Origin of the sequence: Paenibacillus taiwanensis DSM 18679, assembly GCF_000425125.1 — a bacterium.
Taxonomy (GTDB): domain Bacteria; phylum Bacillota; class Bacilli; order Paenibacillales; family Paenibacillaceae; genus Paenibacillus_B; species Paenibacillus_B taiwanensis.
Map to the genome: position 1 here is coordinate 962356 of NZ_KE384306.1, position 25014 is coordinate 987369.

General features: G+C 43.0%; 21 protein-coding genes. 16 read left to right on the forward strand and 5 right to left on the reverse strand.

What is annotated here, in order from left to right:
• Positions 1–528 precede the first annotated feature (528 nt).
• Positions 529–1047 carry a hypothetical protein gene (locus H509_RS0113190; RefSeq protein ID WP_028545500.1) on the forward strand — a complete coding sequence of 173 codons (519 nt, stop codon included), beginning with the start codon at positions 529–531 and terminating at the stop codon, positions 1045–1047.
• A gap of 50 nt (positions 1048–1097) precedes the next feature.
• Positions 1098–1988 carry a GNAT family N-acetyltransferase gene (locus tag H509_RS0113195; protein ID WP_028545501.1) on the forward strand — a complete coding sequence of 297 codons (891 nt, stop codon included), beginning with the start codon at positions 1098–1100 and terminating at the stop codon, positions 1986–1988.
• Between the two features lie 109 nt (positions 1989–2097).
• Here the strand turns inward: H509_RS0113195 and H509_RS0113200 are convergent, their stop codons facing one another.
• Positions 2098–3438 (reverse strand): lytic polysaccharide monooxygenase, encoded by a 1341-nt coding sequence (locus H509_RS0113200; RefSeq protein ID WP_036697386.1) that lies wholly within the window; start codon positions 3436–3438, stop codon positions 2098–2100.
• A gap of 592 nt (positions 3439–4030) precedes the next feature.
• On the opposite strand from H509_RS0113200, the gene H509_RS0113205 reads away from it, so the two are divergent.
• The 6 genes from H509_RS0113205 to H509_RS0113230 all read left to right on the forward strand — a co-directional run bounded on the left by H509_RS0113205 (position 4031) and on the right by H509_RS0113230 (position 11456).
• On the forward strand, positions 4031–5158 hold the full coding sequence (locus H509_RS0113205) for an NAD(P)/FAD-dependent oxidoreductase (protein ID WP_028545503.1): 1128 nt from the start codon (positions 4031–4033) through the stop codon (positions 5156–5158).
• Positions 5159–5225: 67 nt separating this feature from the next.
• Complete coding sequence (locus H509_RS0113210; protein ID WP_028545504.1) at positions 5226–6263, forward strand: YdcF family protein; 1038 nt, start codon at positions 5226–5228, stop codon at positions 6261–6263.
• Between the two features lie 141 nt (positions 6264–6404).
• Positions 6405–7088, forward strand: a complete 684-nt coding sequence (locus tag H509_RS0113215; RefSeq protein ID WP_028545505.1) for a response regulator transcription factor — start codon at positions 6405–6407, stop codon at positions 7086–7088.
• On the forward strand, positions 7089–8090 hold the full coding sequence (locus H509_RS0113220) for a sensor histidine kinase (protein ID WP_028545506.1): 1002 nt from the start codon (positions 7089–7091) through the stop codon (positions 8088–8090).
• A gap of 94 nt (positions 8091–8184) precedes the next feature.
• On the forward strand, positions 8185–8868 hold the full coding sequence (locus H509_RS0113225) for an ABC transporter ATP-binding protein (RefSeq protein WP_028545507.1): 684 nt from the start codon (positions 8185–8187) through the stop codon (positions 8866–8868).
• Positions 8865–11456, forward strand: coding sequence for an ABC transporter permease (locus H509_RS0113230; RefSeq protein WP_028545508.1), 2592 nt, complete (start codon positions 8865–8867; stop codon positions 11454–11456). Before H509_RS0113225 ends, H509_RS0113230 begins: the two co-directional genes overlap by 4 nt.
• A 135-nt stretch (positions 11457–11591) precedes the next feature.
• Here the strand turns inward: H509_RS0113230 and H509_RS0113235 are convergent, their stop codons facing one another.
• Both H509_RS0113235 and H509_RS0113240 read right to left on the reverse strand, forming a co-directional pair.
• On the reverse strand, positions 11592–12599 hold the full coding sequence (locus H509_RS0113235; RefSeq protein WP_028545509.1) for an alpha/beta hydrolase family protein: 1008 nt from the start codon (positions 12597–12599) through the stop codon (positions 11592–11594).
• Between the two features lie 572 nt (positions 12600–13171).
• Positions 13172–13753, reverse strand: a complete 582-nt coding sequence (locus H509_RS0113240; RefSeq protein ID WP_028545510.1) for an NAD(P)H-dependent oxidoreductase — start codon at positions 13751–13753, stop codon at positions 13172–13174.
• Positions 13754–13901: 148 nt separating this feature from the next.
• Here H509_RS0113240 and H509_RS0113245 point away from each other — a divergent pair, with 148 nt between their 5' ends.
• Positions 13902–14930: an AraC family transcriptional regulator gene (locus tag H509_RS0113245; protein ID WP_028545511.1), complete on the forward strand. Its 1029-nt coding sequence runs from the start codon at positions 13902–13904 to the stop codon at positions 14928–14930.
• On the opposite strand, the gene H509_RS28590 is transcribed toward H509_RS0113245, so the two are convergent.
• Positions 14922–15053 carry a hypothetical protein gene (locus tag H509_RS28590; protein ID WP_281169734.1) on the reverse strand — a complete coding sequence of 44 codons (132 nt, stop codon included), beginning with the start codon at positions 15051–15053 and terminating at the stop codon, positions 14922–14924. The genes H509_RS0113245 and H509_RS28590 overlap by 9 nt on opposite strands.
• 552 nt (positions 15054–15605) lie before the next feature.
• Between H509_RS28590 and H509_RS0113255 the strand changes: the two genes are divergently transcribed.
• From H509_RS0113255 to H509_RS0113280, 6 genes are all read left to right on the forward strand, one after another.
• The gene (locus H509_RS0113255; RefSeq protein ID WP_028545512.1) at positions 15606–16922 is read left to right on the forward strand and encodes a WD40 repeat domain-containing protein; all 1317 of its coding nucleotides are present in this window, start codon (positions 15606–15608) and stop codon (positions 16920–16922) included.
• A 255-nt stretch (positions 16923–17177) separates the two neighbouring features.
• A complete protein-coding gene (locus tag H509_RS0113260; protein ID WP_051287067.1) occupies positions 17178–18029 on the forward strand; it encodes a metallophosphoesterase family protein in 852 nt (283 codons plus the stop codon).
• 80 nt (positions 18030–18109) lie between these two features.
• Complete coding sequence (locus H509_RS0113265) at positions 18110–18907, forward strand: hypothetical protein (RefSeq protein ID WP_028545514.1); 798 nt, start codon at positions 18110–18112, stop codon at positions 18905–18907.
• A 234-nt stretch (positions 18908–19141) separates the two neighbouring features.
• Positions 19142–19546, forward strand: a complete 405-nt coding sequence (locus H509_RS0113270) for a hypothetical protein (RefSeq protein ID WP_245596038.1) — start codon at positions 19142–19144, stop codon at positions 19544–19546.
• Positions 19547–19575: 29 nt separating this feature from the next.
• Positions 19576–20868, forward strand: coding sequence for a YwqG family protein (locus H509_RS0113275; protein WP_028545516.1), 1293 nt, complete (start codon positions 19576–19578; stop codon positions 20866–20868).
• Between the two features lie 42 nt (positions 20869–20910).
• Positions 20911–22578 (forward strand): DUF6138 family protein, encoded by a 1668-nt coding sequence (locus H509_RS0113280; protein WP_028545517.1) that lies wholly within the window; start codon positions 20911–20913, stop codon positions 22576–22578.
• A 132-nt stretch (positions 22579–22710) separates the two neighbouring features.
• Here the strand turns inward: H509_RS0113280 and H509_RS0113285 are convergent, their stop codons facing one another.
• Positions 22711–23265 (reverse strand): SMI1/KNR4 family protein, encoded by a 555-nt coding sequence (locus H509_RS0113285; RefSeq protein WP_028545518.1) that lies wholly within the window; start codon positions 23263–23265, stop codon positions 22711–22713.
• 190 nt (positions 23266–23455) lie between these two features.
• Here H509_RS0113285 and H509_RS0113290 point away from each other — a divergent pair, with 190 nt between their 5' ends.
• Positions 23456–24145 carry a class I SAM-dependent methyltransferase gene (locus H509_RS0113290; RefSeq protein WP_245596039.1) on the forward strand — a complete coding sequence of 230 codons (690 nt, stop codon included), beginning with the start codon at positions 23456–23458 and terminating at the stop codon, positions 24143–24145.
• Positions 24146–25014: the final 869 nt, after the last annotated feature.

Below are 25014 nucleotides of genomic sequence, written 5' to 3' on the forward strand. Positions count from 1 at the left end.
GATCGAAGTTTCTATCCACGCACTCACGTAGAGTGCGACTGCCAAATCTGATCAAAAAGAGCCTGAATCACAACGATGATGCGTGAAAATAGCGAAATAATGAACAAAACAATCAAATTATGCCGATCCATACTTACAATAAATGTATCATGTCGCATAAAATAGAAAATATGTGGTGCGACTCTCCCAGGGATTTCATGTGCACCTCACATCCGCACCCAGCTAAATCGACGGTAAATCCATATTTTGTTTCCCTAATTATCGCTTATCAAATCGCAGAATACAATTCCAAAACCTCTTTTTTTATACAATTACACTAACACACCTACCAAACAGCCTTTTCCGTGCTGAGCAGCGCCGAATCAAAATCAGTATGGCTCCCACATTATGAGCACCCAGTCCCATGTATGCATCTCTTTGTAATGATATCCTTATTGGAAAGTAATGAACAATCAAGTTAATACATACATATTTTAACAAAATGCGTTTCTAAATATGGAAAAGTAAAATTTAGAAAGGGGACTCCAGATGAGGGGATTCAAAAACAAAACCGTTCCATTGTATGTTATATGTGCATCCGTTCTCGTTGTACTGTTGATGTATAACTTTTATGCCCAAACCTCCACTGTTAGAAATGTCATGGACTATGATCGTAACTGTTTGGAGGACACCTTAAAACTAGTCGAAATAAATGCTCACACGTTGGCTTTCTGCCACAAGCGACAATCTACTAATATTTATGGCTTTGCCCTTTACAAGCATACCATTCTATCCTCTTTTATTATCCCCACACCGACCAATCAAAAAATGACCTGGCATATCTCCAGAAATCGAATGTACTCCGTTATTACAGGTGAAATACAGGATGAAACCATAAGTAAAGTTACAATAGATGCTATTAATCAAGACAATATCACGATCTTAAACATGGATGATGGGCGCAAAATATATTTGACCGTTACAGATCTCATACATTCTCCAGTTATTCGAGGGCTGGATCATCAAGAAAACATAGTATATTCTAGTATAAACGACGCATCACCTTAATGTAGTAATTATAGGAAATATTTCTGAATAGAAAGGTATACATTGACGATATGACTAATTACGAGCTTATAAGTGACTACAGGGATATCGATACATATAAGGAGAGCTTTAATGAATTAGCTCAAACCGTATTTAAGCTTGATTTCAAAAGCTGGTATGAAAACGGATGCTGGAACGACCACTATATATGTTATTCATACCTTGACAGAAATAAAGTAATTGCAAATGCATCCATAAACAAAATGACATTTGTATGCAATGGTACAGAGTATAACGCTATACAAATTGGTACAGTGATGACACACCCTGACTATCGTAACCAAGGGTTATCAGGGAAATTGATAACCCATATTATTGAGAAGTATGAACAAGAGTATGATTTTATTTACTTGTTTGCCAATGAATCGGTTTTAGACTTTTATTCTAAATATGGGTTTTCTCGTTTGCAAGAAAGTAGTTTTTCGTTGAATATGTCAGGACTGGCACTACAACCAGCAGCTTCATCTTCGCCGCGCAAGTTAGAAACAAGCGACATCGACGATTTCCGCTTGATGGAGAAGTTTGCTGCGGAAAGAATACCTGTATCTCCCAAATTAGGTGTGAAAGACAATGAACACTTATTAATGTTTTATTTTGTCGTCGCACTTCAGGATATGATTTATTACATTGAAGAGTTGGACGTCATTGTTCTGTTTAAGGAAGAGGAGCGGCAGCTCCATATTTACGATATCATCAGCAAACAAAAGGTGAATTACGATATGTTATTACCGTACATCATTACGGCTAATACAGAGGTCATTCATTTTTATTTTACGCCTGACTGTGCGTATGAACAGCTGCAACAATCATATATTACAGAGGCAGAAGATACTTTGTTTGTTCGTCCGTTTTTTGACTTTGGGGAAAAACATTTCATTATCCCGCTCACCTCACATTCATAAGGGAGCTGGCTTCTTATACAGCGTTTCTATATTGGCAACTAAACATGGGCGACGGCATCCACTATGTGATGCTGTCGCCCATGTTATAGTTAACGATGAATCCTTGTGTCTAGGAAATGACTTTCCACACATCGGCTCCTGAGGAACCTGGTGTTTCACCTTGTGTCCACCATTTTGCTTCGTAATTTACGCCATTATGTGTAACTTTGTTACCAGCGACATACACTGCCGATGCACTCCAAGCAGGATATGTCGTCGGAGTGGATGGCGTAGTGACGTTCAGAGCATTGCTCGCAGGTGATACGTTGCCAGCAGCATCAATCGCTTTCACGCTAAACGTATAAAGTGTATTAGCCGTTAATCCGGTTACAAGGTATTCGATCGTTGATCCAGAGACTGTCGCGATCAGCGTTGTGCCTTTAAATATTTGGTATCCTGTGACACCAACGTTATCTGTAGCAGCATTCCACATTAAAGGTACTGTTGTAGAAGTTGTAGTGCCCATCACATGTAAACTGCTTGGTGCTGTCGGTGCTGTTGTATCTGGTCCAGTAACAGGAAGTGTGGTGAAGCTTACCGTATTGCTTGCTGCGGATAGGTTACCAGCAGCATCAATCGCTTTTACCGTAATATTATACAACGTGTTGGAAGTGAGACCCGTCAGATTTGACGTTAATGGTCCATTTGTTGCGCCAATTTGATTAGCACCATTAAAGATCCGGTAGCCCGTTACACCAACGTTGTCCGTAGACGCGCTCCAAGAAATGGTGGCATTTGTCGTTCCAATATTGGATACGGCTGCTCCTGTTGGGGCAGTAGGAGCTACATTATCAACATCGCCCCCAAAATTAACATCGATTACATTATAAAAAGCATTTAAAGTGTCCGAAATTTCCCACACGGCAAGAATAATTTGGTATCCTGTCCGGCTTGGCACGTTACACGTATCGGAGTAGGTGTTGCCAGGCATTTTACCGTTGTAAGGTACATTACAAAATGGTGTAAGATCGAAGGAGTCACGCGTAAGAGGGGCGTCTGGATTCCAATTCTGCTTGGTGATGTAATATTTCCAGCTCGCAGTTGCATGTGGTACTTTAATCTTCCAATTAAAAGTAGTTGGACCAGCGCTAATGTTTACTTTGGACCAACGAGTCGCTGATTGCTGGTCAAGCGGTGCAAATGCGCCATTTGCACTAGCGATTTTTCCATCTGCAGGTCCGCCTGCAGGGAATCCTTTTAATGCCTCTAAACTATACGGTTCATAAATAATGAGTCCACAGTTCTTATTCACACCGTCAGCACACAGTCCTGCGCGGCTGTTGGTTACGTTCCCGTGGGCAGAAGCCGTATCCGCCATAGTGAGGGACAGCACAAACAGCAGAGCAAGCATGGAACCGCCTGTAATTAGAAATTTTAGTCTCTTGGCATCTGATAAACCTAAATTAAACATCATCAATTTCCTCCATCTCATTCGATTATAGTGGTTAACCTTTATGAAATACGGTTCAAATAACACCTCCTGTATCCAATAAATGTATATATAAACTCAATAAGAGCTTATAACCGTTATGATCAAGGTCAAACAGATGGATCATTAGACAACTAATGAAAATATGTATGTAGGAATTGTCGAATCGTCAGTGTTGAATTGCGGCGCACAACTAGCTGTAGCTATAGAAATATCATTGATAGGGTAGGGTCGTCATCCTGAGGACTGTTGTCATCAAATTGAACTTTGAGCGAGTGCAGTTAAAAGATGAGCTTGTTCACTAATAAGGAACACGTTTGTGTAAACGGATACATGATCGCAGAGGTGAGGAGTTCTTGTGAAGGAATAGATCAACACCGATCATATGACGGTGCAATAAAAATATATCATTATACGTTTTCAGTAGCAACTAGTTTTGATCATGTTAAATTGTAAATTTTGTAGAAATGAAGTGGGACTACATTCGATAAACGTGTAAAATACGGAGTTCATAGTATGCTTTTATACGATCTTCGTTATAATGGACACAATGAGCGTAGAAAGGAATGTCATCATGAAGAAAATGATCATCGTGGGCGCAGGGATTGTGGGAGCCTCAACGGCCTACCATTTAGCTAAATTAGGAGTCGAGGTCCTTATAGTTGATCGGAAAGATCACGGTCAAGCTACGGATGCCGCTGCTGGTATTATTTGTCCTTGGTTATCCCAACGACGCAATCAAGCTTGGTACAAGCTAGCAAAGGCAGGGGCACATTTTTATCCGCAGTTGATTCAAGATTTATGTATGGAGGGAGAGACAGAGACAGGGTATGCGCAAGTAGGAGCCCTTTGCATACATAACGATATAGAGAAACTTGGCAAGATAGAGGAACGAGCACATACACGCAAAGCGGATGCGCCAGAAATAGGCGAGATTACCGTGCTTGATGAAGAGGAAACAAGAGCACAATTTCCGCTTCTAGCGAAAGGTTATCGTGCTGTACATATTAGCGGTGCTGCACGCGTGGACGGACGTGCACTTCGTAATGCGCTGCTGCGGTCCGCACAACGACATGGAGCCAAGCTGATCAATGGAGATGCTTCGCTTCAATTTGAGTCTAACCGAGTGACAGGAGTAAGTATCGGTACGACAAGTTTTGCCGCTGATGTTGTTATCGTTTGTGCGGGAGCATGGGCAAACACACTGTTTCAGCCATTGGGTATCTCCTTTCAGGTGAGTTATCAGAAAGCACAAATTATGCATCTACAGGTTTCAAATCAGGAAAATACGGGATCATGGCCTTTAATTATCCCGCCAACGGATCAGTATTTGCTAACTTTTGATGATCAAAAGATCGTGATCGGAGCAACTCATGAAAATGACGTCCAAGGCTACGATACAAGAGTAACAGCAGGGGGAGCACAAGAAATTTTGAATAAGGGACTCCAAATTGCGCCGCAATTGGCGGACAGCGCGTTACAGGAAATGAGGGTCGGCTTTCGGCCGTTTACACCAGGATTTTTACCCGTAATCGGTGCGTTTCCAGGTTGGTCGGGCTTGTTAGCAGCCAATGGGCTAGGATCATCAGGGCTGACAGTAGGTCCCTTCCTAGGCAGCCAGCTTGCAAAACTGGCACTTGAAATGAAATTGGATATCGATTTACATGATTACGATATTCGGAAAGCAATAGATAAACGTTGATCTATTCTAAATATAAAAAGTCGTGCTTGTCTATAAATAAAGGTATGGATGGAGTGTTCAGAAGAGAATGTTTGCTACCATGTGGTTCGTTCCGCTCATCTTACTTGTTCTTTTCCTATGGTTCTACGTTAAAGATCCAAGAAGAACGATTAATGGTTTTTTATTTAACCTGTTTGTGTGTTCGACGGGTGTGTTATGTATTGCTGCTGCATTTTTGTCAGGACATTCTTTACTCATCCTACTTGCGATTGTGCCAATTATTTTGTTTATCCTCCTGTTAAGCTTTGGGGGCTATGCACTAGTCATTGTACTTTTACTTAATGCCAAAATATTGATTCGTAAAGAAGGAAGAAAATTTTCGAATTATCTTACATTATTGTTAGGGATATGTTTATTCGTTTTTATTGTGCTCTCCTTTTTTAAACCTGTTGAATACTTACCAATGGAATTACAACTGCTTTATATGGGGTTTATGCTCGTATTGCTCTATTTCCTTGTTCATTTATTTAGCTTTTTATCTGCATACTTCTTGTATCAGTTTAACAAGCCAAAATTAAATCAAGATTTCGTGATCGTTCTCGGAAGTGGTCTTTTGGGTGACAAGGTTCCCCCATTGCTCGCCAGTCGTATTGATACCGCAATTGCCTTTTACCGCAAGCAGGAAAAAGTAACAACACCGCCGATTCTCATTTTATCTGGTGGAAAGGGGTCAGATGAGCTGGTGTCGGAAGCGGAAGCTATGCAAGCTTATGCGGTAAGCAAAGGGATTCCGCTTGAGCATACGATACAAGAAAATCGTTCGACAAACACATTAGAGAACATGCTGTTTTCCAAGCAAATTATGGATGAATGGGGTGCAGATCGATACAACAGCATTTTCACAACGAATAATTTCCATTTGTTTCGAGCTGGCTTGTTTGCACGAGCAGCAGGATTGTCCAGCCAAGGCATCGGGGCGAAGACAGCTCTCTACTATTGGCCTAACGCGATGATTCGTGAATATATTGCGGTCGTAGTGATGAATAAAAAGCGTCATGGTATCGTCGTTGGCCTAATATTGGCTTTGTCGCTGCTAGGTATGACGTTACTATATATGGCCAAGTAGCAAGTGGGGATGGGGAAATGTGTGTTCAGCACATCACTCATCCTTTTTTGACCGCACGTGAATAATCGCCAAGGCTCACCTTGCTAGAATAGTTTTAGGAATGAAATATAATTTTATTAAAGAGTAGGAATGATTTCATTGATGAACATATTAGTCGTAGAGGACGACAAAACGATTGCGGCTGGTCTGGAATACTCGTTGCAGCAAGATGGCTTTTCAACGATCCTTTGCCATGATGTTACAGCGGCTAAAAAGACGATCCTTGAAAGCATCGAGCAAATCACACTATGTCTGTTTGATTTATCGCTTCCAGATGGAAGTGGGTATGAGCTGTGCAAGCTTGTAAAGGAGCGGAGGGATATACCAGTTATTTTTCTAACCGTCATTGACGATGAAGTGAATGTTGTGATGGGATTGGACATGGGGGCCGATGATTATATTACGAAGCCTTTTCGGATACGAGAGCTGCTCTCGCGAATCAAATCTGTCATGCGAAGGTACCACAAGCCGTCCCCGTCTAAATCATTCGTTGACATTGGTAATGTTCGCATCCATACATTGGAAGGAAAGGTGTATAAAGATGGTATTGAAATTCCATTGACTGCTTTAGAGTATCGCTTATTGCTTATTTTCGGCAACCATATAGGTCAAGTTCTGACAAGAAATCAGCTTTTGGAACAGATTTGGGATGTGGCAGGCGATTTTGTGAACGACAATACGTTAACCGTGTATATTAAAAGACTGCGAGTAAAATTGGAGCAGGATCCGCAGCACCCAACGATAATTAAAACGGTCCGTGGTCTTGGATATAAGGTTGGTGATTAGATGCTGCGTAATCGTGAGATTCAACTCATTTTACTCGTTATGAGCTTAATTAGCTTAACAGGACTCGTTGCTGCTGCTTTTATATCCACTGCTGCGGTGGTACTTGTGCTTATTGTAGCACTGTTGCTTATCGGAAGCGGCTATGTATTTACGAGTTGGAGATACCGCGAGTTGGAGCAGCTATCCGTCTATTTACGCCAAATAAGCAATGGGAATGACAAGCTAGACGTTCGTGATAATCAAGAAGGCGAACTTAGCATCTTAAAAAATGACATTTATAAAGTGACGGTGATGTTATCTGAACAGCGTTCCCTTTTGCAGCGAGACAAGAGGCAGCTAACGGATGCTATTTCCGACATTTCGCATCAGCTCAAAACACCGCTCACCTCCATGACTGTAATGGCAGATTTGTTAAGCAGCCAAGACCTGCCGCCAGTCAAAAGGATGGAATTTACGCACCATATTCGGGTCCAATTAGAGCGTATGGATTGGCTTGTGTCTTCGTTATTAAAGTTATCGAAAATCGACGCTAAGACGATCCAATTTAAACGCGATCACATACGTGTTTGCGAACTTATCGAGAAGGCGTTAGAGCCTGTCTGGATACCGATCGATATAAAGAATCAAACTGTTTCCATCAAAGGGGAAGATAGCGTCTCCTTTATCGGTGACTTTAATTGGACGGTAGAAGCAGTCATTAACATTTTAAAAAATGGTGTCGAGCACACACAAGAAGGCGGAGCCATCTCCATTACATTTACCGAAAACACGCTATTCACTGAAATTATTATTGGGGATAACGGAACAGGCATACCAAAAGAAGATTTACCCTACGTATTTAAGCGGTTTTATAAGGGGAAGTATGCTGCTGAGGGGAGCATCGGCATCGGTCTTGCAATGACGCACAGCATTGTGGCTAATCAGAACGGTGTCATTGACGTCAGGAGCAACAGCGTAGATGGCACCGAGTTTCGGATTAAATTTTATAAACAAGTGATTTAACCGGAAGTGACTAAATCGTCACTTTCCAAGTCACTTAAAAGTCATGTTGGACAGATAAAATGATATCCATCAGCAATGCTATGGAGGTTATACTATGGAAATTTTACGAATTGAACATCTGTCTAAACAATACGGTCAAGGTGAATCGGCTGTAAAAGCGCTTGACGATATTTCTTTTTCCGTCCAAAAAGGGGAGTTCGTTGCCATAATCGGTCCATCAGGATCGGGTAAATCGACGCTTTTGCATATGCTAGGGGGTGTAGATCGACCGACTAGCGGGAACGTATATGTAGAGGGTACGGACATGTATACCTTGGACGAGACGCAGTTGGCCATCTTTCGACGCAGACAAATCGGGCTGATTTATCAGTTCTTTAATCTTATTCCCGTCCTGACAGTAGAAGAAAATATGACGCTGCCGCTGTTACTGGATAAACAAAAGGTTGACCCGAAGCAATTGGACGTACTCGTGCAAACTTTAAATTTACAACACCGTCTAAACCATCTGCCTAATCAGCTATCTGGCGGTCAGCAGCAAAGAGTCTCGATTGGAAGAGCACTTATTAGTAATCCTGCGATTATGCTTGCAGATGAACCAACCGGTAATTTGGACAGTAAAAATAGCAAGGAGATTGTTGATTTATTACAAATGTTAAATAAGACCTACCAGCAGACGCTACTTGTAATTACACACGATGAACGTATTGCGCTACAGGCCGATAGAGTGATTTCCATTGAAGACGGAAGAATTGCTAGGGACGAGGTGATCCGTCCGTGAATATCGTTAACAAACTGACGATTAGACATCTGATGCAAAATAAGCGGCGCACGTTAGTTACGATTATAGGGGTCATCATCTCAGTTGCGATGGTGACGTCTGTGGCCACGCTCGGCTTTTCTTTTTTGGATTTGATGCAAAGACAGACCATCGCAGCAGGCGGAGAATGGCATGTCCTTTATAAAGAGGTGAACAAGGCACAACTGAGCGCCATTCAACAAGACGATGCAAGCAAAGTTGTCTCGATCGTGCAAGATCTTGGTTATGCCCCGTTAGTAGGGGCAGACGAATCGGTTAAGCCTTATTTATTTGTTCAGGCTTACAATGCGGAAGGTTTTCAGCAATTTCCTATACAATTGAGCGAGGGGCGGTTACCTCAAACGGACAAGGAAGTCGTCATTTCGGAAGACATCTTCAAACATGGAAAGGTGAAATATAACATCGGAGACCGGTTGACGCTCTCCATTGGTAAACGTTTTGAGAAAGGCAACACAAAGCAACTGGATCAATTTGAGCTATTGCGTCGTGAAGATGGGAAACTGACGGAATCGTTACAGCAGATGACGAACAAAGAACTATCTGTAGTAGGTTTTATTAAACGTCCCGTCATGGAACCAGCGTGGGCCCCTGGTTATACGATTATAAGTTATGTCGATGGTAGCAGTATGAAGGCAACCGACCGCGTTCATGCAGCAGTTGCCCTAAAAAACATAAATCGATCCTTGTTCAGCCATGCAGAACAACTGGCCCAATTAAACAACATTGGTACAGTTGAATATAATCACGAGTTGCTTCACTATTATGGCTTGTCCAAAAGCAAAGCTTCTAGCAGCACGCTTCTTTTGTTAGCGCTTATTATTATGGTGGTCATCATGGTGGGCTCGATTTCGTTAATTTACAATGCATTTGCGATATCTGTCTCGGAACGTTCTCGTCATCTAGGAATGCTTGCTAGTGTTGGCGCGACTAAGCGGCAAAAGCGTAATTCAGTGTTTTTTGAAGGTGTAGTTATCGGGTTAATCAGCATTCCCATTGGAATTGTTTGTGGGCTTGCCGGCATCGGCATTACGCTCTTGGTTGTTAATCCGATCATCCAAGTAGCACTAGGGACAACGGAACACTTAACTCTTATAATCACACCTATGTCGCTCCTGATAGCTTCTGTAGTGTCAATGGTGACGATTTTCATTTCGACTTGGATTCCGGCGTTAAAAGCTTCCCGAATTTCTGCAATTGATGCCATTCGCCAAACTGGCGATGTGATGCTGACCACAAAAGCTGTAAAAACGTCAACGCTTATACGTAAGCTGTTTGGCATTGAGGCGGAGCTCGGATTAAAAAACATGAAACGAAACAAGCGAAGATACTATACCACCGTTTTTTCACTTGTTATTAGTATCGTTTTGTTTTTAACCGTCTCTTTTTTTACTGCCAATTTGAAGCAGTCGCTAGCGCTCTCACAGGAAGGTGTGAATTATGATATTCAAATCTGGCATAGTAATTGGAAAAAATTGGACGAGTTGACGATTCAATCGATAGCGAACCTCAGCGATGTGAGCGAATATAACGTATTGGAATGGAGTCAGGTGAACGCCTGGGTCGACGAGGCGGCAATTGCGGATAAGTTGCAGGAGGCTGTGAAGGGGGACAGGAGCTTACTGAAGGAAGGAAAGTACCGGTATGACGTTACGATTAATGCGATGAACGATTCGAGCTTGCAAATGTATGCCAAAGCGATCGGAACCGATTACGAACAACTGCTAAATCCAGATCAGCCTGCCGCGATCGTTGTGGATACGATTCAGTATAAGGACGAGGCGGATCATAAGTTTGTGAAAACGAAAGCTATTTATGCTAAAAGTGGTGAACACTTGCATTTGAGCTATACAAATGATGAGAATAATAAAGAAACACAATTAAACCAAGTAACGATTGCTGCGATGACGGATCAATTACCTATGGGAATGCACTCACAACAATTAGGGACGGTAAATATTATCGTATCTAAACGGGTCATGGAGCAGCTCATGAACGAGAACCGTACAGCATTTGTTGGAGCTCAAATGTTTTTAAAAAGCAAAAATCCTTTAAAAACAGAGCAGGAAATAGAACAATTCAGTGCGTCTAATCTGTTCGTTTTGAATGAATATCAGTCCAGACAAATGGAAGAGCAGCGGATTTTGATTATGTCTGTTTTCTCGTATGGATTTATCGTGTTAATTTCTGCTATCTCTATCGCCAATATTTTTAATACGATTTCAACGAGCATATTGCTTCGAAAGCGGGAATTTGCGATGCTGAAATCAGTTGGCATGACGCCTAAAGGCTTTGCGAAGATGATAAATTACGAAAGTATGGTTTATGGGGTGAAGTCGCTGTTGTTTGGGCTCCCCATCAGCTTTGTCGTCATGTATTTGATCTACAAGGCGTTGGCAAACAAATTTAGCTACGGATTTGTTTTTCCATGGATAAGCATGATTGTGGTCATTGCTGCCGTATTTATCATTGTTGGTTCAGCCATGTTATACTCTAGTGCAAAAGTAAAAAAGGAAAACATTATTGATGCACTAAAGCAGGAGAGTATATAAATTGGAGGCTCACAAACTTGTGCAACCAGTCGTCGACCACAAATCGACGGCTGGTTATTTTTAGTTCCATGTACGAAATGGTTTAAACGGATGCATGCTGAGAGATGAAGATCACAATATCATGTATCTAGGCATCTACTCAGAAAGTTTCCCTAAAAATTGCTCGATCGCATCCATATAACCAGGTATCGTAATTTGTCTTGGAGCAAAAAGACTAATGAGTGTTGCCCGCAAATTCGAATTCGCTGTTTGCTTGCTTAACATGGAATGATCGGCATCAGGGAAGACAACTACGGTCAGCAGATCTGGTTTAACGATATCGCGGTATACCCGTTCCGTATCCTTCACATCGACCTGTAAATCTTCTTCACCTAGAATCAGTAGTACAGGTGTGTTGAAATTACGAAGATCATCGGTAGCATCCGCCATTAAATTTTTGCCAGCGAATATCCATCTGTCTCTCGACATCAAGCTATTTTCACGTGCGATTTTGACATACTCTTCATAGGAGGCATGTTTCATTAACAATTGTCGCACTTGTCGGTTATAAGCCAGTTTATCTTGAATTTCTGCTTCCGATTTTCCTTCAGCGAGCATTTCACTGCGTGTATTGTATTGACCTTGACTAATCCAGTTGATCGCAGGGGATAGAAGAAGGCTAAAAGCGAGCGGCTCCTGCTTGGCAAGCTTTGGTATGACCCAGCCCGCTTGACTCGCTCCCCACACCCCAATCTGCTTCTCATCAATCATTGGCTGCTCTTTTGCCCATGCAATCGCTTGACGGGCTTCTTCCACACGGTCTTCTATGCTTTGATGCTCCCAATTGCCTTCCGAACCTTTAATGCCTCTTTTGTTAAGAGACAAAGATGCATACCCAAGGGAAGCCAGCCGTTCCCATAGCGGCTTATAGCCATCATCATGGGAGTCGTCAATGGGGCCGTCACCATGAATAAACAATACTAATCCTAGCTTGTTTGTGTAGTTATTAGGAAGTACAAAAGTACCGGTCAACTTGCCTTGAGGCGTCTGGATTTCAACCGCTTGCTCATCCATGTTAAAGCTGTTTTGCATCAAAATATAAAGTCCTGCACCGCCAAACAACAGGAAGATGATTATTAGAGTTATGGTAAGTTTCCGTTTCATATGATGTCTCCTTCGTAATTTGCTGATCACATTAATTTCAAACCCATGTAATACGATTTTGATTCATTGAACACAAGTTGCCGCACAAAGCTATTCTTATACAAATGAGTCTGGATGAGAGGAACTCGTAGCCATCCCGCTGGGCACTCATTTTTTGACTTGCTAGTTCAATAGGATGGCACTAAATAGATAGGTAATTTTACTCTGTACATCATTCACCCCTTGAGCATTGAATACTTCAACGATACACCTTAGGCCAGACCTAAGGTCAAGTGTTTGAGTTCATAATTGTTTGAGTTCATAATTATTTTATGGGGATATAGAAATGAATTTCATTAGGGGTAGATTATAGTTTCGATTTGGGAAAATAAATGACTGCATAAAATGCAGGACATATGATATAGGAGATTCTTAGATTGATTCTTGCGTTTTTCATTCGCTTGTATTGTGGTAAAAGGGGAAGGAACGAGAGAATAAGGAAGCGATGGCAATATCGCTTCCTTATTTGAAATTGTTAAAATAAGAACGAGATTGAACCGACGATTTAACGGAGCTACCTGGTTATTGTCGCCTCAAGCTAATTGCGATCCAAGCTGACTCACTTTAGCCAGCCACTCAGCTCGTGCTTTATCTGATGATCCTCTGATCGGACCAAGCTCAGTAACCCGTACAGGCGATACTCCACAAAATTTCAAGATGTTGCGTTTCATTACATTGTATTCTGCGTTATGATATGCCAGCTTATTGTACCAGAACGGAGTATCAGCAGTGACGATCAAACGTGAAGACTTACCAGCTAAAAGCTTGTCCACTGAATAAGAATTTTCTCGATATTTGTAAGCAAAGCCAGGGAGAAAAATCCGATCGATAAATCCTTTAAGGATGGCCGGCATTACCCCCCACCATGTAGGATAAACAAATACTAGGTGATCCGCCCAGCGAATGAGGTCTTGTGCTTCTAACAGATCTTTCTCTAATTCCGTTCTTTTTCGGTAACCAAACTGTAGGTTCGGATCAAATTGGATCTTGCTCAACTCTATAGAACGAACCTGTGCATTGCTGGCCGCAGCCCCCTTCATATAGGCATCGGACAAGGCCGCACAGAAGCTCTGTGGGTCGGGATGCCCATTAATAACGAGAATATTTGATTTCATAACCAGTTTCCTCCTGTTGTAGCGAAATTATTTACGGTTTGCGATACAATATAGTACGTGACTTCAATTAGAATAGTACGAATCGAAACATAAATGTATAATCAAAAGCGCAATAATCTTGCTTATTTACGCAAAGGGAGAGTGGATATTGAAGAACCCGGGAGTTCCCATTACAGCGATATATCCGATTATGAAGTCGATTGTTCATAAAGGATTTGATATAGAGGAGTATTTCAGCTATTCTTCGTTTGACTGTAGTTTATTAGAGGATACGGAGGCTCGCATTACTGAAGAGGAATTGGAACGTTTGATGATTGCTGCCGCAAATTACACGCAGGACAATCATTTTGGCTTGCACCAAGGACAAATCATAGAGCTTGCCGATATGGGTATTCTCGGTTATGTGATCCTTCATTCGAAAACAGTAGTTGATGCGCTCTTGGCATATCAGAGATACAATGTGATTCTATGCAGTGTTTTTAATTTGGAATGGCAAGTGGAGGGTGACGATGTCCTTATCTTCTTTTCTTTACAGCTTCCCGATCATATATCGCGTCATGTCGTAGAAGAGATGGCGAGTTCGCTGTATCATTTGATCAACAAGCTTAGCAACCAACACATCCTGTTGCATGAAATTCGATTTGTACATGAGGCGTCTGCAGATTTACAACCCTATACAGTAGTTTTCGGAAAAGTTCCCTGTTTTGGAGGGAAAGATAATGTTCTGCGTATGAGTAAGGATGTGCTGAATTATCCGATTTTGTATTCTGATGCAAAACTGCTGGGTGTCTTTGAAAAAATGGCACGGGAAACCAAAGATGAGCTGACCCAATCAAGTCTGTTTTCAGATCAGGTAGTTCAGTGGATGAAAAAAAATGTTCCTTCCTTTTTTCCAACCTTACAGCAAGCTGCCGACTATTTCAAAATAAGTATTAGAACACTCCAAAATAAATTAAAGGCGGAGCAAACATCCTATAATGAATTATCTGTGCAGGTACGCAAGGAACTAGCCATAAGTTATTTGCAAAAAAGAGAGTACTCCATCGGCGATATAGCCTATTTGCTGCATTTTTCGGAGCCAAGTGCATTTCAAAGTGCTTTTAAGAAGTGGACAGGTTTAACGCCAGGACAGTATCGAACCCAAATGCGTGTATTTGATAAAAAGGGTTTAACTTAACGCGTTGTGCTTATGATCTACGATTGCGCCATTATTGGTGGAGGCCCAGCCGGATTGAATGCAGCCCTGATCTCGTAAGGATAAGCTAAAACCGCACAACTTGCCTGTCGGTTTACTGATCATGAAACACTGAACGCTATGTTAACCAACAACGGATTTTGTATTGAAAGCCAGTATTCGGACTGGGATAAAGCTCCGTTTTCTACTTATTCACCATCTATTATTACCGTTTGTAGGAAAGAGGAACAAAAATGAATATTATCGTCGTAGAATATGACTCTATTAAAGGGGGATGGAGAAAAGCTGTCTCTTTTGCTGTCCATAATCCTGGCGTTAACTCTGGATGAAGGTAAGGAATTATTATATTTCGTGCTTTACATATAATCAGCTTGATTGAAAATGGAATTGTGTACTTGAATAGCCGATCCTTCGTATAGGGTCGGCTATCAAAGTAGCATGAGGTCATTAGCCTTTTTGGTAATTTACACCTGTCGCTTCCAGACCTTTCAAGTGTATTATGAAAAGATAGGATTAGCTCAGCTATCAACTTAGATATCGATGGGTCTAATGGCGAGTTTTATCCATAATCAAAGGTCTGTATCGAAAGCACTTGATAGTACCTATACGAGCTTAGGCACTGCTTGACTATTAACTTACATAAGGAGAATGTTCGTAATGAGCTGGTTGAACAAGGAAATTGCAGAACGTTGGCGGAATGAAGGGAAACGGTATGCCTCTGAGATTAATGAATACGTGCGTAACGGCATGGAGCATGGTTGGTCGGAGAATTTAGAGTCCCCGGAAGAGGATCAACGCAGTAGCTTCGCATTCGAAATTGTCGAGATGATTCGTGCGGCAAATCGTGCTGGGGAAACAAATATATTGCGTGAGGAAGTACCACCTGCATCCTGGCCGATTACGTCCGAGTTTCAAGACCAGTTGCAGCCGGTAAAGCCATTAGCCTTTTTGAAGGACGGTAGTTTGTTAGTACATGCTGGAGGTTCAGGTGTACGAAGCACGATGTATATGGCGAACGGTGAGAAGCTGACCGTTGTTCCCGAAGTGAGCTTTGCCGGAGGTTCATCGGACGGTGTTTACGTAGCACTTGTCAATGAGCAAGGAATTCGGGTTGTAAGCGACATGACCGCCGACTCAGAAGGTGATGAAGTTACCGCTTACTCTTGGCAGGATGTGCAACGGAAGCTCAAAGATACCATGCCAGACCTAGAATCGTTGGCCGATGAGGAGCATCCTGAGAGCGTGATAGATGAAGTTATTCCTTTTAATGAGGGAAGAAGGCTGCTGCTCGTAAGCAGATATGGAATTTATTTGCTGGGTGTCGGTGGAGAAGCCGAACTGCTTCATCCTGCGCTCTCGGAGTTGAAAGAGTACGAGATGGAGAATACGATTATAGATATGCCTCACGGCGACGTATCTCCTAACGGTCGGTGGTTGGCGTTCGGCTCGCAGGGCAGCGAGCACTTGCTGAAGGATATGCGACATGGTGAAGTGTATGCATTTGAACCAATATCCAGCTATCCGCATTTTGCCCGCTTCTCTAAGGATAATGGGGAGGTGTGGTACAACGCATGCCATCTTTATAATGGTGGGACGTTTAAGGTTCTGTTGGAGAAGGTTGAAGAGGGGTTGAGTGATGGCGCTGCGGAAGAATGGCCCGAAATGAACGAGGAGATGCGGGTTTATGCAGCTGCAGCCTTAAAAGAAGGGCATATTCTAGGTGATGCTTACGGCTATCTTAAGTTTATCGATGGAGAAGGACAGGAAATCTGGCGTTACTTTTTGGGCAGTACGATCTTCGGGATGACGGTATCCCCTGACGAAAAGATGCTGGCGGTTGGGACGTACGGAGGTATGCTCCATCTCCTGAGATTGGATAGCGATGAGAAGAGCGAGTACAGTATCGGAACAGCCCCAATTTTAGAAACAGACCGCTGGATGCTGTGGCAGAATCAGGAGCCGCTGCGTTGGTAGGCTGACTTGCATAACATTTAGCAAGCATATATGGATGATACGAAGAGCAAGCCCCATATTTTTGTTGAATCGGCGACTTAATGTGTTCACTCCATTATTTGCCGATTCTTTTACATTGAACGATGAAAATGTTATGAGAGTGAAATATTCACAAAAGCTGCGCCTGCCTTGGTCCAAAAGCTAGATGGATGGTGTTAAAATATGTGATATTTGTACGATCTGCCAAAGGATATAGACGGTATAAGGAGTGACACCATGCACAAACGTGGCGGAGGGCAAGTGCCCTTAAAAGTAATTTGTGTGGCCAAGGAGCCGATCGAACAGCTTGCATATACTACCGCCTCATCAGGGAGCCAAGGAGTATCTTACGACTATTTGCCGATATACCTAGGAGAAATGGTTGGACTTCCGGACGAGGTAGATGCCATGATTGTGACTTCTGATCTTCAGGGAATAGCAGGTCACGGACTTTACGAGAATCGTTCTCCTCGTCTGATTGGTGAGGAACTGCCTGAAATGTTGGTATTGCTAATGGAAAGTATCCTGCCTCAATTTGATCCTGAACGAGTCGTTGTGTTGCTGTGCGGAGACTTATTTGGCGATCCAGCTAAAAGAGGATCGAGCGGGGATCCGCTTCCGGTATGGGAGGCCTTCCATCAGCATTTCGGTACAGTGCTTGGCGTGGCAGGCAATCACGATTTATTTACGGCGGAGGGAGAAGCCTGGCTAAAGGCCACTTCAGGCGTGAATTTATATACTGAGCCTAAAATAGCCACATTTTGTGGCATGTCCGTTGCCGGACTGGGTGGCGTTATCGGAAGAGCAGACAAGCCGAATCGTATGCCAGAAGAGAAGTATTTAGACACATTACAAAAGCTGCTGCACCGTGGCCCTCAGGTACTCATGCTTCATCAGGGGCCCGATTTTCCTGGTCAAGGACTGCCCGGTCACGCAGGTATGCGGCAGCGGGTGGAAACCGTTCCTCCATTGCTAATCTGCTGCGGCCACGTACATTGGGAGCAGGCAATTGCAGAGTTAGAAAGCGGCACTCAGGTGATCAATGCAGATGGGCGAGTGCTCGTATTCACCGCTGCCGCTATAGACTAGGTAAACGTACGGTTTGCAGTGGTTAAAGATAAGACCGATTAACAGACAAACTCTATTCATATAACAGGAGGCGGATTAGGATGGATGCCAAAGCGAAGAAGATTTTGATGAACGCTTTTTGGAGCTCCGGTGGCTGGAGAGCGGGAGGTTTCTTTTGCTCGGATGAAGACTTTGAATATGCGAAGTGCAAGGGGCTGATGTACGACGCGATGTCCCTGTCACACGATGAATGTGTACAGAAGTTATGCGAGCTGCACAAGCAAAAAATTACTAAAGAAAAAGTGGTTCGCGCCTTTCTACACAGTCTGTCCACGCGCAAGGTATATTTAAGGAGCGCCTTATCCAGCTTTGCATTGACGCATGATCTACCGCTGCATGCGTTCGCACAGCGCCCGGCAATACATATAAGCTACTGTGCTTGCGGTAATTGCAATGACAGGAAGCTCATGGCGAAGGAGCACTATGTCGACGAGGATTTGAACGTGTTTAACTTTGAACGGATCAAATGGGGGGGCGTCCGCTTGAATTGGCTGATCTATTGCCTGTTGGATCTGGAGCTCCTCAGCAAGGAAGAAGAGCTTGAAGTCAAGGCCGAAGATAGAGCTATCCTGAAGCAAATGATTAAAACCATAGAGGACTGCAAAGAAAAGGATGCAGCGAGGCAATTGGAGAAGCGGTGGAAGGATATTTTTCCTTCCAATCAGCATGAACGAGACCGCGTGATGGAAATATGGGGTTACGCTGGTCTGCTGCAATCCCAAAACGATTACCGTAAAGAGCGTGGCAGGGGAACCGACTTTATGTCAATGGCAACATGGAGAGGCGAGGATGGCTATTCAGCGGAGAAACTTGAGTTCTATTTCGGGGAATATCTCTAGTTCTCTACGTTTATGAGTTAATCATTCAACTTCTGCCGCATGGGAAATTATACACGATCCGTCAATCTCACGATCCTGATGTTTATGAGGCGCTGTTTGAAGTTGTAAGTGAGCACAAGGATTACGATGCACCAATTGAAATTCTGGATATAGACTAGGATATTGTGCAACCTTCTCAGAGGACAAGCTGTATATCGGATCGTGAACGTGAGTGATGTTGATGGATTATAACATGTGACTAAACTAATTGAAAGAGGCGAGGCTGCGTTGATAACAGCAAATGAGATCTCCACTATGATTCATGCTGCCGGTTTTTTTGAGCGTGTGTTCGAAAGGGAAGTGGATTGGGAGGCAGAATTGGATGCTAGAGAAGCTGTTGCATTCGATGAGGCATGGATAGCTAGCTATGAAACATTACATGATTTAGACCCATTTGAGAATGAAATAATACGAGATATAAGAGAGTTTGCATTCAAGCAAACGTTTCGGCTCACACAAAATCCAGAGCTGGCTGGTTATGTGTCGGATGACCTTGGACTTATTGCTAAGGCCTTTGACAGCAGTCATGATCGTGACTTTATTAAAGGTTTATGGGAGTCCTATCTTCAAGGCATATTTCCGAACACCTTTCCTAAATGAACGCTCCATATGACGGAGGTAACTCAGCTATGACTGAACGCATTCCATGCAACACGGAAGGCTGCGGCGCGACGATTCTACCAACTACGGCTGCGAAAACAGGCGGCTTCTGTATGCCCTGCCATCAGGAGCAGGAACGGCAAAAACAGCAAGCGTATATAGAGCAGCATCGGAAAACGGTGAATTTGTATAAGGACTTGACGAATCCAGTGGACATTTTGAAGATGATGCATGCGCCACAAAAGTATGACCCGTTGATTCAATATGTTCCCTATCCATTAAGTAAAGCGCAGGTATATGTATCGATAACGGCTGAAGAGGCAGGCCAAATGCTGCAATATGCAGTGGAGCTATTGGACGCGGGCAATGAGGATGAAGCGGAACAAGTCCTCTTATCTCTTGTTTGTTACCGAAATGATGATATATCAGTAGTCCTGCCCAAGCTGATAGAGTGTGAGATGTATGATGCCTCGATCTTATTTAAGGATGGGCCGCCCGAGATCCGGGATCACCTGCTGCAGCAAGTGGAATGGGACGATGACAACCGTAATCATCTCCTGCTCCTATTAAGCTGGATTGGTGATTCTGTCGTTGTCAGCCAGTTTCTTGAATGGCGACTCCATCCCCCGAGTTGGGCGGTGCAGTTATTCGTAGCCCCAGAAGAATATGCCCTAGAGGGCGGCTGGGAGCTCACACAGAACGGGGAACGACGTAATTTGATCCATGACGCAACCTATGCGATTAGGCCAACAGGTGAACAGCATCATGATGCAGCAGACACGGCTGCCGCCCATTTTCTGAACACGGGCGCCTCCAATTGTCCGTGGTGCGAAGGGAAGTTGACCATCTTCATGGATGTGGACACCGCTCATCCATCACTTGCATATCTTGGCCTGTCGATGGAGCGGCTGCAAGTGGAAACTTGCGAGCGGTGCGGAGGCTTTGGCACCATTTACATGGAGCTTGACGATCAGGGAACGCCAGTCTGGAGCCGATTTAACCACAAACCCGATTATTTACCTGTTTGGGATGATGAGGGTAACGGCGTTGTAGAAACCAAAGCTAAGCTTACCCTCGCATCCAAGCCGCAATCACCGTATTATGCGGCCGTTTGGACTTTAACTCAGCAGGATTCGCAGATCGGAGGTCATCCAAGTTGGGTGCAGGATGCCGATTATCCGGTGTGTCCTTGCTGCGACAACTACATGCGGTTTATTGGACAAGTGGACTGGGCGGATTTCGACCCGTACGGTGAAGGCATTTTTTATATGTTTATTTGTACAGAGGATAGGTTGACGGCGACATTGTATCAGCAAAGCTGACCCATCCAAGCTTAATACTTTTTTTATGAGGAGGAGAAACCGTTGAATCACGCTGTAGAAGCTTTTCTAAACGATGTGTGGGCGGAAGTCACAGCGATTTACGCAAAAGAAAGCAACAGGCTCAATGAGTTTAAGAAGCAAAGAAGGTTACAGGCTGGAGTCAAGGATTACCTTCGAGTTGCATGGAGAAAAGGCAAGTTTACGTGGGCAGAGGGCAAAATTCATATCGATGACTACAAGCAATCATTTTGGAGAGACAGCTCTTACAAAGTAAAAGCGGGTACTTACATAACGGAGTTAACCGATGAACTATTGACGGAGGAATTTTTTCCTGCCTTGTGTGAACGTGTAGAGCAACTGTTCCGCTCTGAGGAATTGGGAGAGCGTTTCTTTGATTACAAGTTTGAAGTCGTATTGGAGTTTGAATGGGAGAAGTCACAATTATTACTTAAGCAACAGTTTATAAATGAACCGAAGTTGAATCAATTGAAACAAGCATTGGAGCAATTTATTGAATCCAAGGTGTTATCTGATCCACCAGTGCTACCATCAGAAGACGATAGCTTCTTTTTTGCCAGCCATTTAGTTAACGCTGATCTCATGAAGCAGAAAGTAGCAGAGATCGAGCCGTTACTCCAACGGCTCTCGGACAAGCTGAAGGGAAACCCGAAACGGAAAAAAGAGTGGATCAGCCGATATACATACACCTTCAAACGGTGGGGAGAGGATCACTTTTTACCGCAGCATTTTAACCAGGTCGGTTATTATGGGAACGAGTGGGTATTAAAGGAGGAAGCGAATCATACTTCCGTAGATGCTGAACAATTGGAGTTCTTTCTTTACGCAGCCGTACAAATTGGCTTCACCGAGCCGGATACTCGGCTCAAGTATCTGGGACTTGCGGCACAATTGGGATCAAAGCAGGCAGCAGATTATTTGAAAATAGGCAGCGGTAAATTCGTGAGCACTTATCGGGGGGAGAAAGTAGAGGCCCGCAACAATGACGTGACCAAAACGATTGATATCCGGATCCTCTCAGAAGAGGAGGCAGCATACGGAGAAGCACTCGATTATATTATCGATTTGCTGCGGCACGATTTTCCAAAAGAATACAACCTCAAGCTGAAGAGCAGCCAAAAGCATTTGCTGCCGTATAAGAAACTGGCAAAATCCAAGCTGCATCGTTTTTTTGCTAATGCGCTTAGCTATCCGGCGTTGTTTCCCAAGGTTGCACAATATGCGGATACAGCAATGGAGGAGTTCGCATGGTACAGCGATGTAGAGCCAAGCGAGAAATCGGTTATGCCTGGCACTTACGCCGTACTCGGTCTTGGCTTATTCAGTGAGGATTATTTCCCTTTGGTATCTCGTTATATGGGGATGGTTGATACGGAGCACCAGTCCGTGCAGGACGGCTATCCGCAAGCATTTATTGAGGCGCACGGTGTAAAGAAAGCGCATATGCCGGTCATCGTCTCTATGCTTCTAGCTGGTATTGACGAAGGAACGAAGGTGAGAAATTTGACTCTCGACCACCCGGAGGTCATTGAGGGTCTTATCGAGGCGCTGCAAGATAAAGACAATTATCAATGTGAAATGGTCGTGTGTCGAATTTTTGGAAGTGTGCAGAAGTTGGAGGGAGTGGCACGAAAAGCAGAGCCATCGCTAAAACAAAAATGGGAGCAGTTGCTGACGCTCGCGCGTGGTTAACACGTGTGGCAAATAAGTTCAGTATGCTGCTGCGAAGTAGTTTTTCCTGTGCTTCAAAAAAGAAGAGCCCGCGTTCATCGAACGTGGGCTCCTTTGTCCATTCACAAGACGTCATTCATTTGCCTGAAGTATTTACTCATAAAGCAAATTTTCTACTGAGATCGTGCCCTTGCATAGTTCGATCAAGGTTCCCGCAATAGGCAGCGCATCCTCGTAACCTAGATTTCCGGAGTGAGCCACGAGAATCGGATATTCAGCCTGATTCTGGTCGCTGCGCATGTCCCATACATAATGATGCCCGCAGCCATCCATAGCAAAGGGAACGGCTCCTGGCATATATTGTGGAAACTCATAGGCCAGCAGCATAGCTCTTAGCTCATCGCCGCTAAAAAACTGAAAATGACGCTCGCCTGTTGCAAACTCGCCGCCATTGCAGTAGCGAAGCAGATCGAGATAGGAAGCAGGTAAACGATTAGTAGGAATGGTCCATTTTGCCGGATCAAAGGGTTTGTATAATGGATACATAGGATCAGATTTAGGGAAGGGGTTGCATTGCCTTTTGGAAATGTCCATTATTTCTTCCTTGGACAACGGTTTGTTCCAACTGTTCAGAACCATTTCCAATTGTTGTTCCGTAATGCCTGGAAATTCCTGATAACAAACTTCGAACACGGTTTTCCAGTTCATGTCGCGTAACCTCCTTGACAACTTACTTCATATGCATATTTGAATGTATGATAATAGACGGAAATCAAAAAAAGAACCCAAGTGGATCAATCAGGTTCTTTACTATTGTATGTACATAATGATATAATCGCTTAACGTATTTACATATGTAATTTAGACAAAGTTATTGCATCCTATAATAGGATTATAGGTGGCTCACAAACAGCTGTCAATTGCTTTTTTCTCGACAAATGGGCTTGTGGAAATAGAGTGGCCACTACAGATGGGAGCGTTATTAATGGGAAATACGGACAAGTTTGAAATGATCGCTCATACCTATGACACGGCTGAAAGAATGCAAATCGCTAACGTATCAGCGGATGCCATTCGTAAAAATGTAGTGAATGCCCATCAAAAAAATGCAATTGATTTCGGGTGTGGAACTGGTCTTGTCGGATTGAACTTGTTAAATGATTTTAATTCGATCCTGTTTCTGGATACGTCGCAAAACATGATAAATCAAATGAGGCAAAAAATTTATAATTCTAATCTAAACAATGCAGATACGTTATGTTTCGATATTGAACAGGAAAGTGTAATCGATTTACGCGTGGACTATATTTTTATGGCTCAGGTTTTGCTCCATATTAGCGATATTAAAGATGTGTTATCAAAACTATTTCATGTGCTGAATGAAGGGGGACATTTACTAATCGTTGATTTTAATAAAAATGAAAAGGTAGTATCTGACCTCGTTCATCATGGATTTGATCAAGGAGAACTAACGGATTTGATGGCTAAAATAGGGTACCGTCATATTCATTCGTCCACGTTTTATAATGGAAATAACCTGTTTATGGGACAAGATGCATCTCTTTTTATTCTTGATGCTCAAAAGTGAAGGTTTTACAATTATAACCTCATTAGTAGACGTGAATTTATTACGTCAGGCAGCTTCAACAAGGACCGTCCCGAGAAGGATGGTCTTTTATGTTTCTACAAGTGACAATTACAGACGACGATACGACAAGTTACGTTGAAAAGATTCCATCCTTTCATAAATTTATTGCAAAGGTGACTAGAAGCCTTTTCTACTGCTGTGGAATACGAAATTGTGCAGCTTGACAAAAAATGAACTTGACGATTAACGCGTGCACATTTACCATGATAGTATCATTCCTTTACTTGGAAATTGGAAGTGATACCCGTAATTTCGTGCAGATGCCTTCTATTTACATAATAATCAAATGAATGCGCTCATCTGGGCTAAGGAGCTTACGAAATAATAGTATCATTTCTTCTTGTCTAATAAGGCCGGTAGATGGAGTGCTCGTAACATATCAAGGCTAGAACAATGGAATTAGCTGCATCGTATAGGGTAGATAGTCGTTGCGAACGCGTTTTTTTCAGGACAACAAATGCTCTTTTCATTCGACTAGCATCTCCTTTCGTTCGACAGCAGGATATTTACATCATGTCGGTATAACGATATAATCGCTAAAGAAAGCCAGACATGGCAACTATCGGAATTTATTCCTCTTTCGTTCCTCCGAGCAAGGTATGGAACGAGTTACATCTAGGTTATAGAAACCACGCAGAATGAATGGATGACCACATTATTTGACAGCCCCTTCTAACTTTCAATCACTTTGTAACAATTAATCGTTGTTTAGGCACGTTAATTTTTCTGGGTGAACATATCTCATTCACAACAGGGCTATTTTTTTAGGAAGATAGCGCAGTGGCGAAGCTTTGTCTTTTTAGCACAAT

Excerpts from the sequence above, each read along its gene's own strand:
- H509_RS0113190 (WP_028545500.1), top strand. The coding sequence starts at position 529 with ATGAGGGGATTCAAAAACAAAACCGTTCCATTGTATGTTATATGTGCA.
- H509_RS0113195 (WP_028545501.1), top strand. The coding sequence starts at position 1,098 with ATGACTAATTACGAGCTTATAAGTGACTACAGGGATATCGATACATAT.
- H509_RS0113200 (WP_036697386.1), bottom strand. The coding sequence starts at position 3,438 with ATGTTTAATTTAGGTTTATCAGATGCCAAGAGACTAAAATTTCTAATT.
- H509_RS0113205 (WP_028545503.1), top strand. The coding sequence starts at position 4,031 with ATGAAGAAAATGATCATCGTGGGCGCAGGGATTGTGGGAGCCTCAACG.
- H509_RS0113210 (WP_028545504.1), top strand. The coding sequence starts at position 5,226 with ATGTTTGCTACCATGTGGTTCGTTCCGCTCATCTTACTTGTTCTTTTC.
- H509_RS0113215 (WP_028545505.1), top strand. The coding sequence starts at position 6,405 with ATGAACATATTAGTCGTAGAGGACGACAAAACGATTGCGGCTGGTCTG.
- H509_RS0113220 (WP_028545506.1), top strand. The coding sequence starts at position 7,089 with ATGCTGCGTAATCGTGAGATTCAACTCATTTTACTCGTTATGAGCTTA.
- H509_RS0113225 (WP_028545507.1), top strand. The coding sequence starts at position 8,185 with ATGGAAATTTTACGAATTGAACATCTGTCTAAACAATACGGTCAAGGT.
- H509_RS0113235 (WP_028545509.1), bottom strand. The coding sequence starts at position 12,599 with ATGAAACGGAAACTTACCATAACTCTAATAATCATCTTCCTGTTGTTT.
- H509_RS0113240 (WP_028545510.1), bottom strand. The coding sequence starts at position 13,753 with ATGAAATCAAATATTCTCGTTATTAATGGGCATCCCGACCCACAGAGC.
- H509_RS28590 (WP_281169734.1), bottom strand. The coding sequence starts at position 15,053 with ATGATCAGTAAACCGACAGGCAAGTTGTGCGGTTTTAGCTTATCCTTA.
- H509_RS0113255 (WP_028545512.1), top strand. The coding sequence starts at position 15,606 with ATGAGCTGGTTGAACAAGGAAATTGCAGAACGTTGGCGGAATGAAGGG.
- H509_RS0113260 (WP_051287067.1), top strand. The coding sequence starts at position 17,178 with ATGCACAAACGTGGCGGAGGGCAAGTGCCCTTAAAAGTAATTTGTGTG.
- H509_RS0113265 (WP_028545514.1), top strand. The coding sequence starts at position 18,110 with ATGGATGCCAAAGCGAAGAAGATTTTGATGAACGCTTTTTGGAGCTCC.
- H509_RS0113275 (WP_028545516.1), top strand. The coding sequence starts at position 19,576 with ATGACTGAACGCATTCCATGCAACACGGAAGGCTGCGGCGCGACGATT.
- H509_RS0113285 (WP_028545518.1), bottom strand. The coding sequence starts at position 23,265 with ATGAACTGGAAAACCGTGTTCGAAGTTTGTTATCAGGAATTTCCAGGC.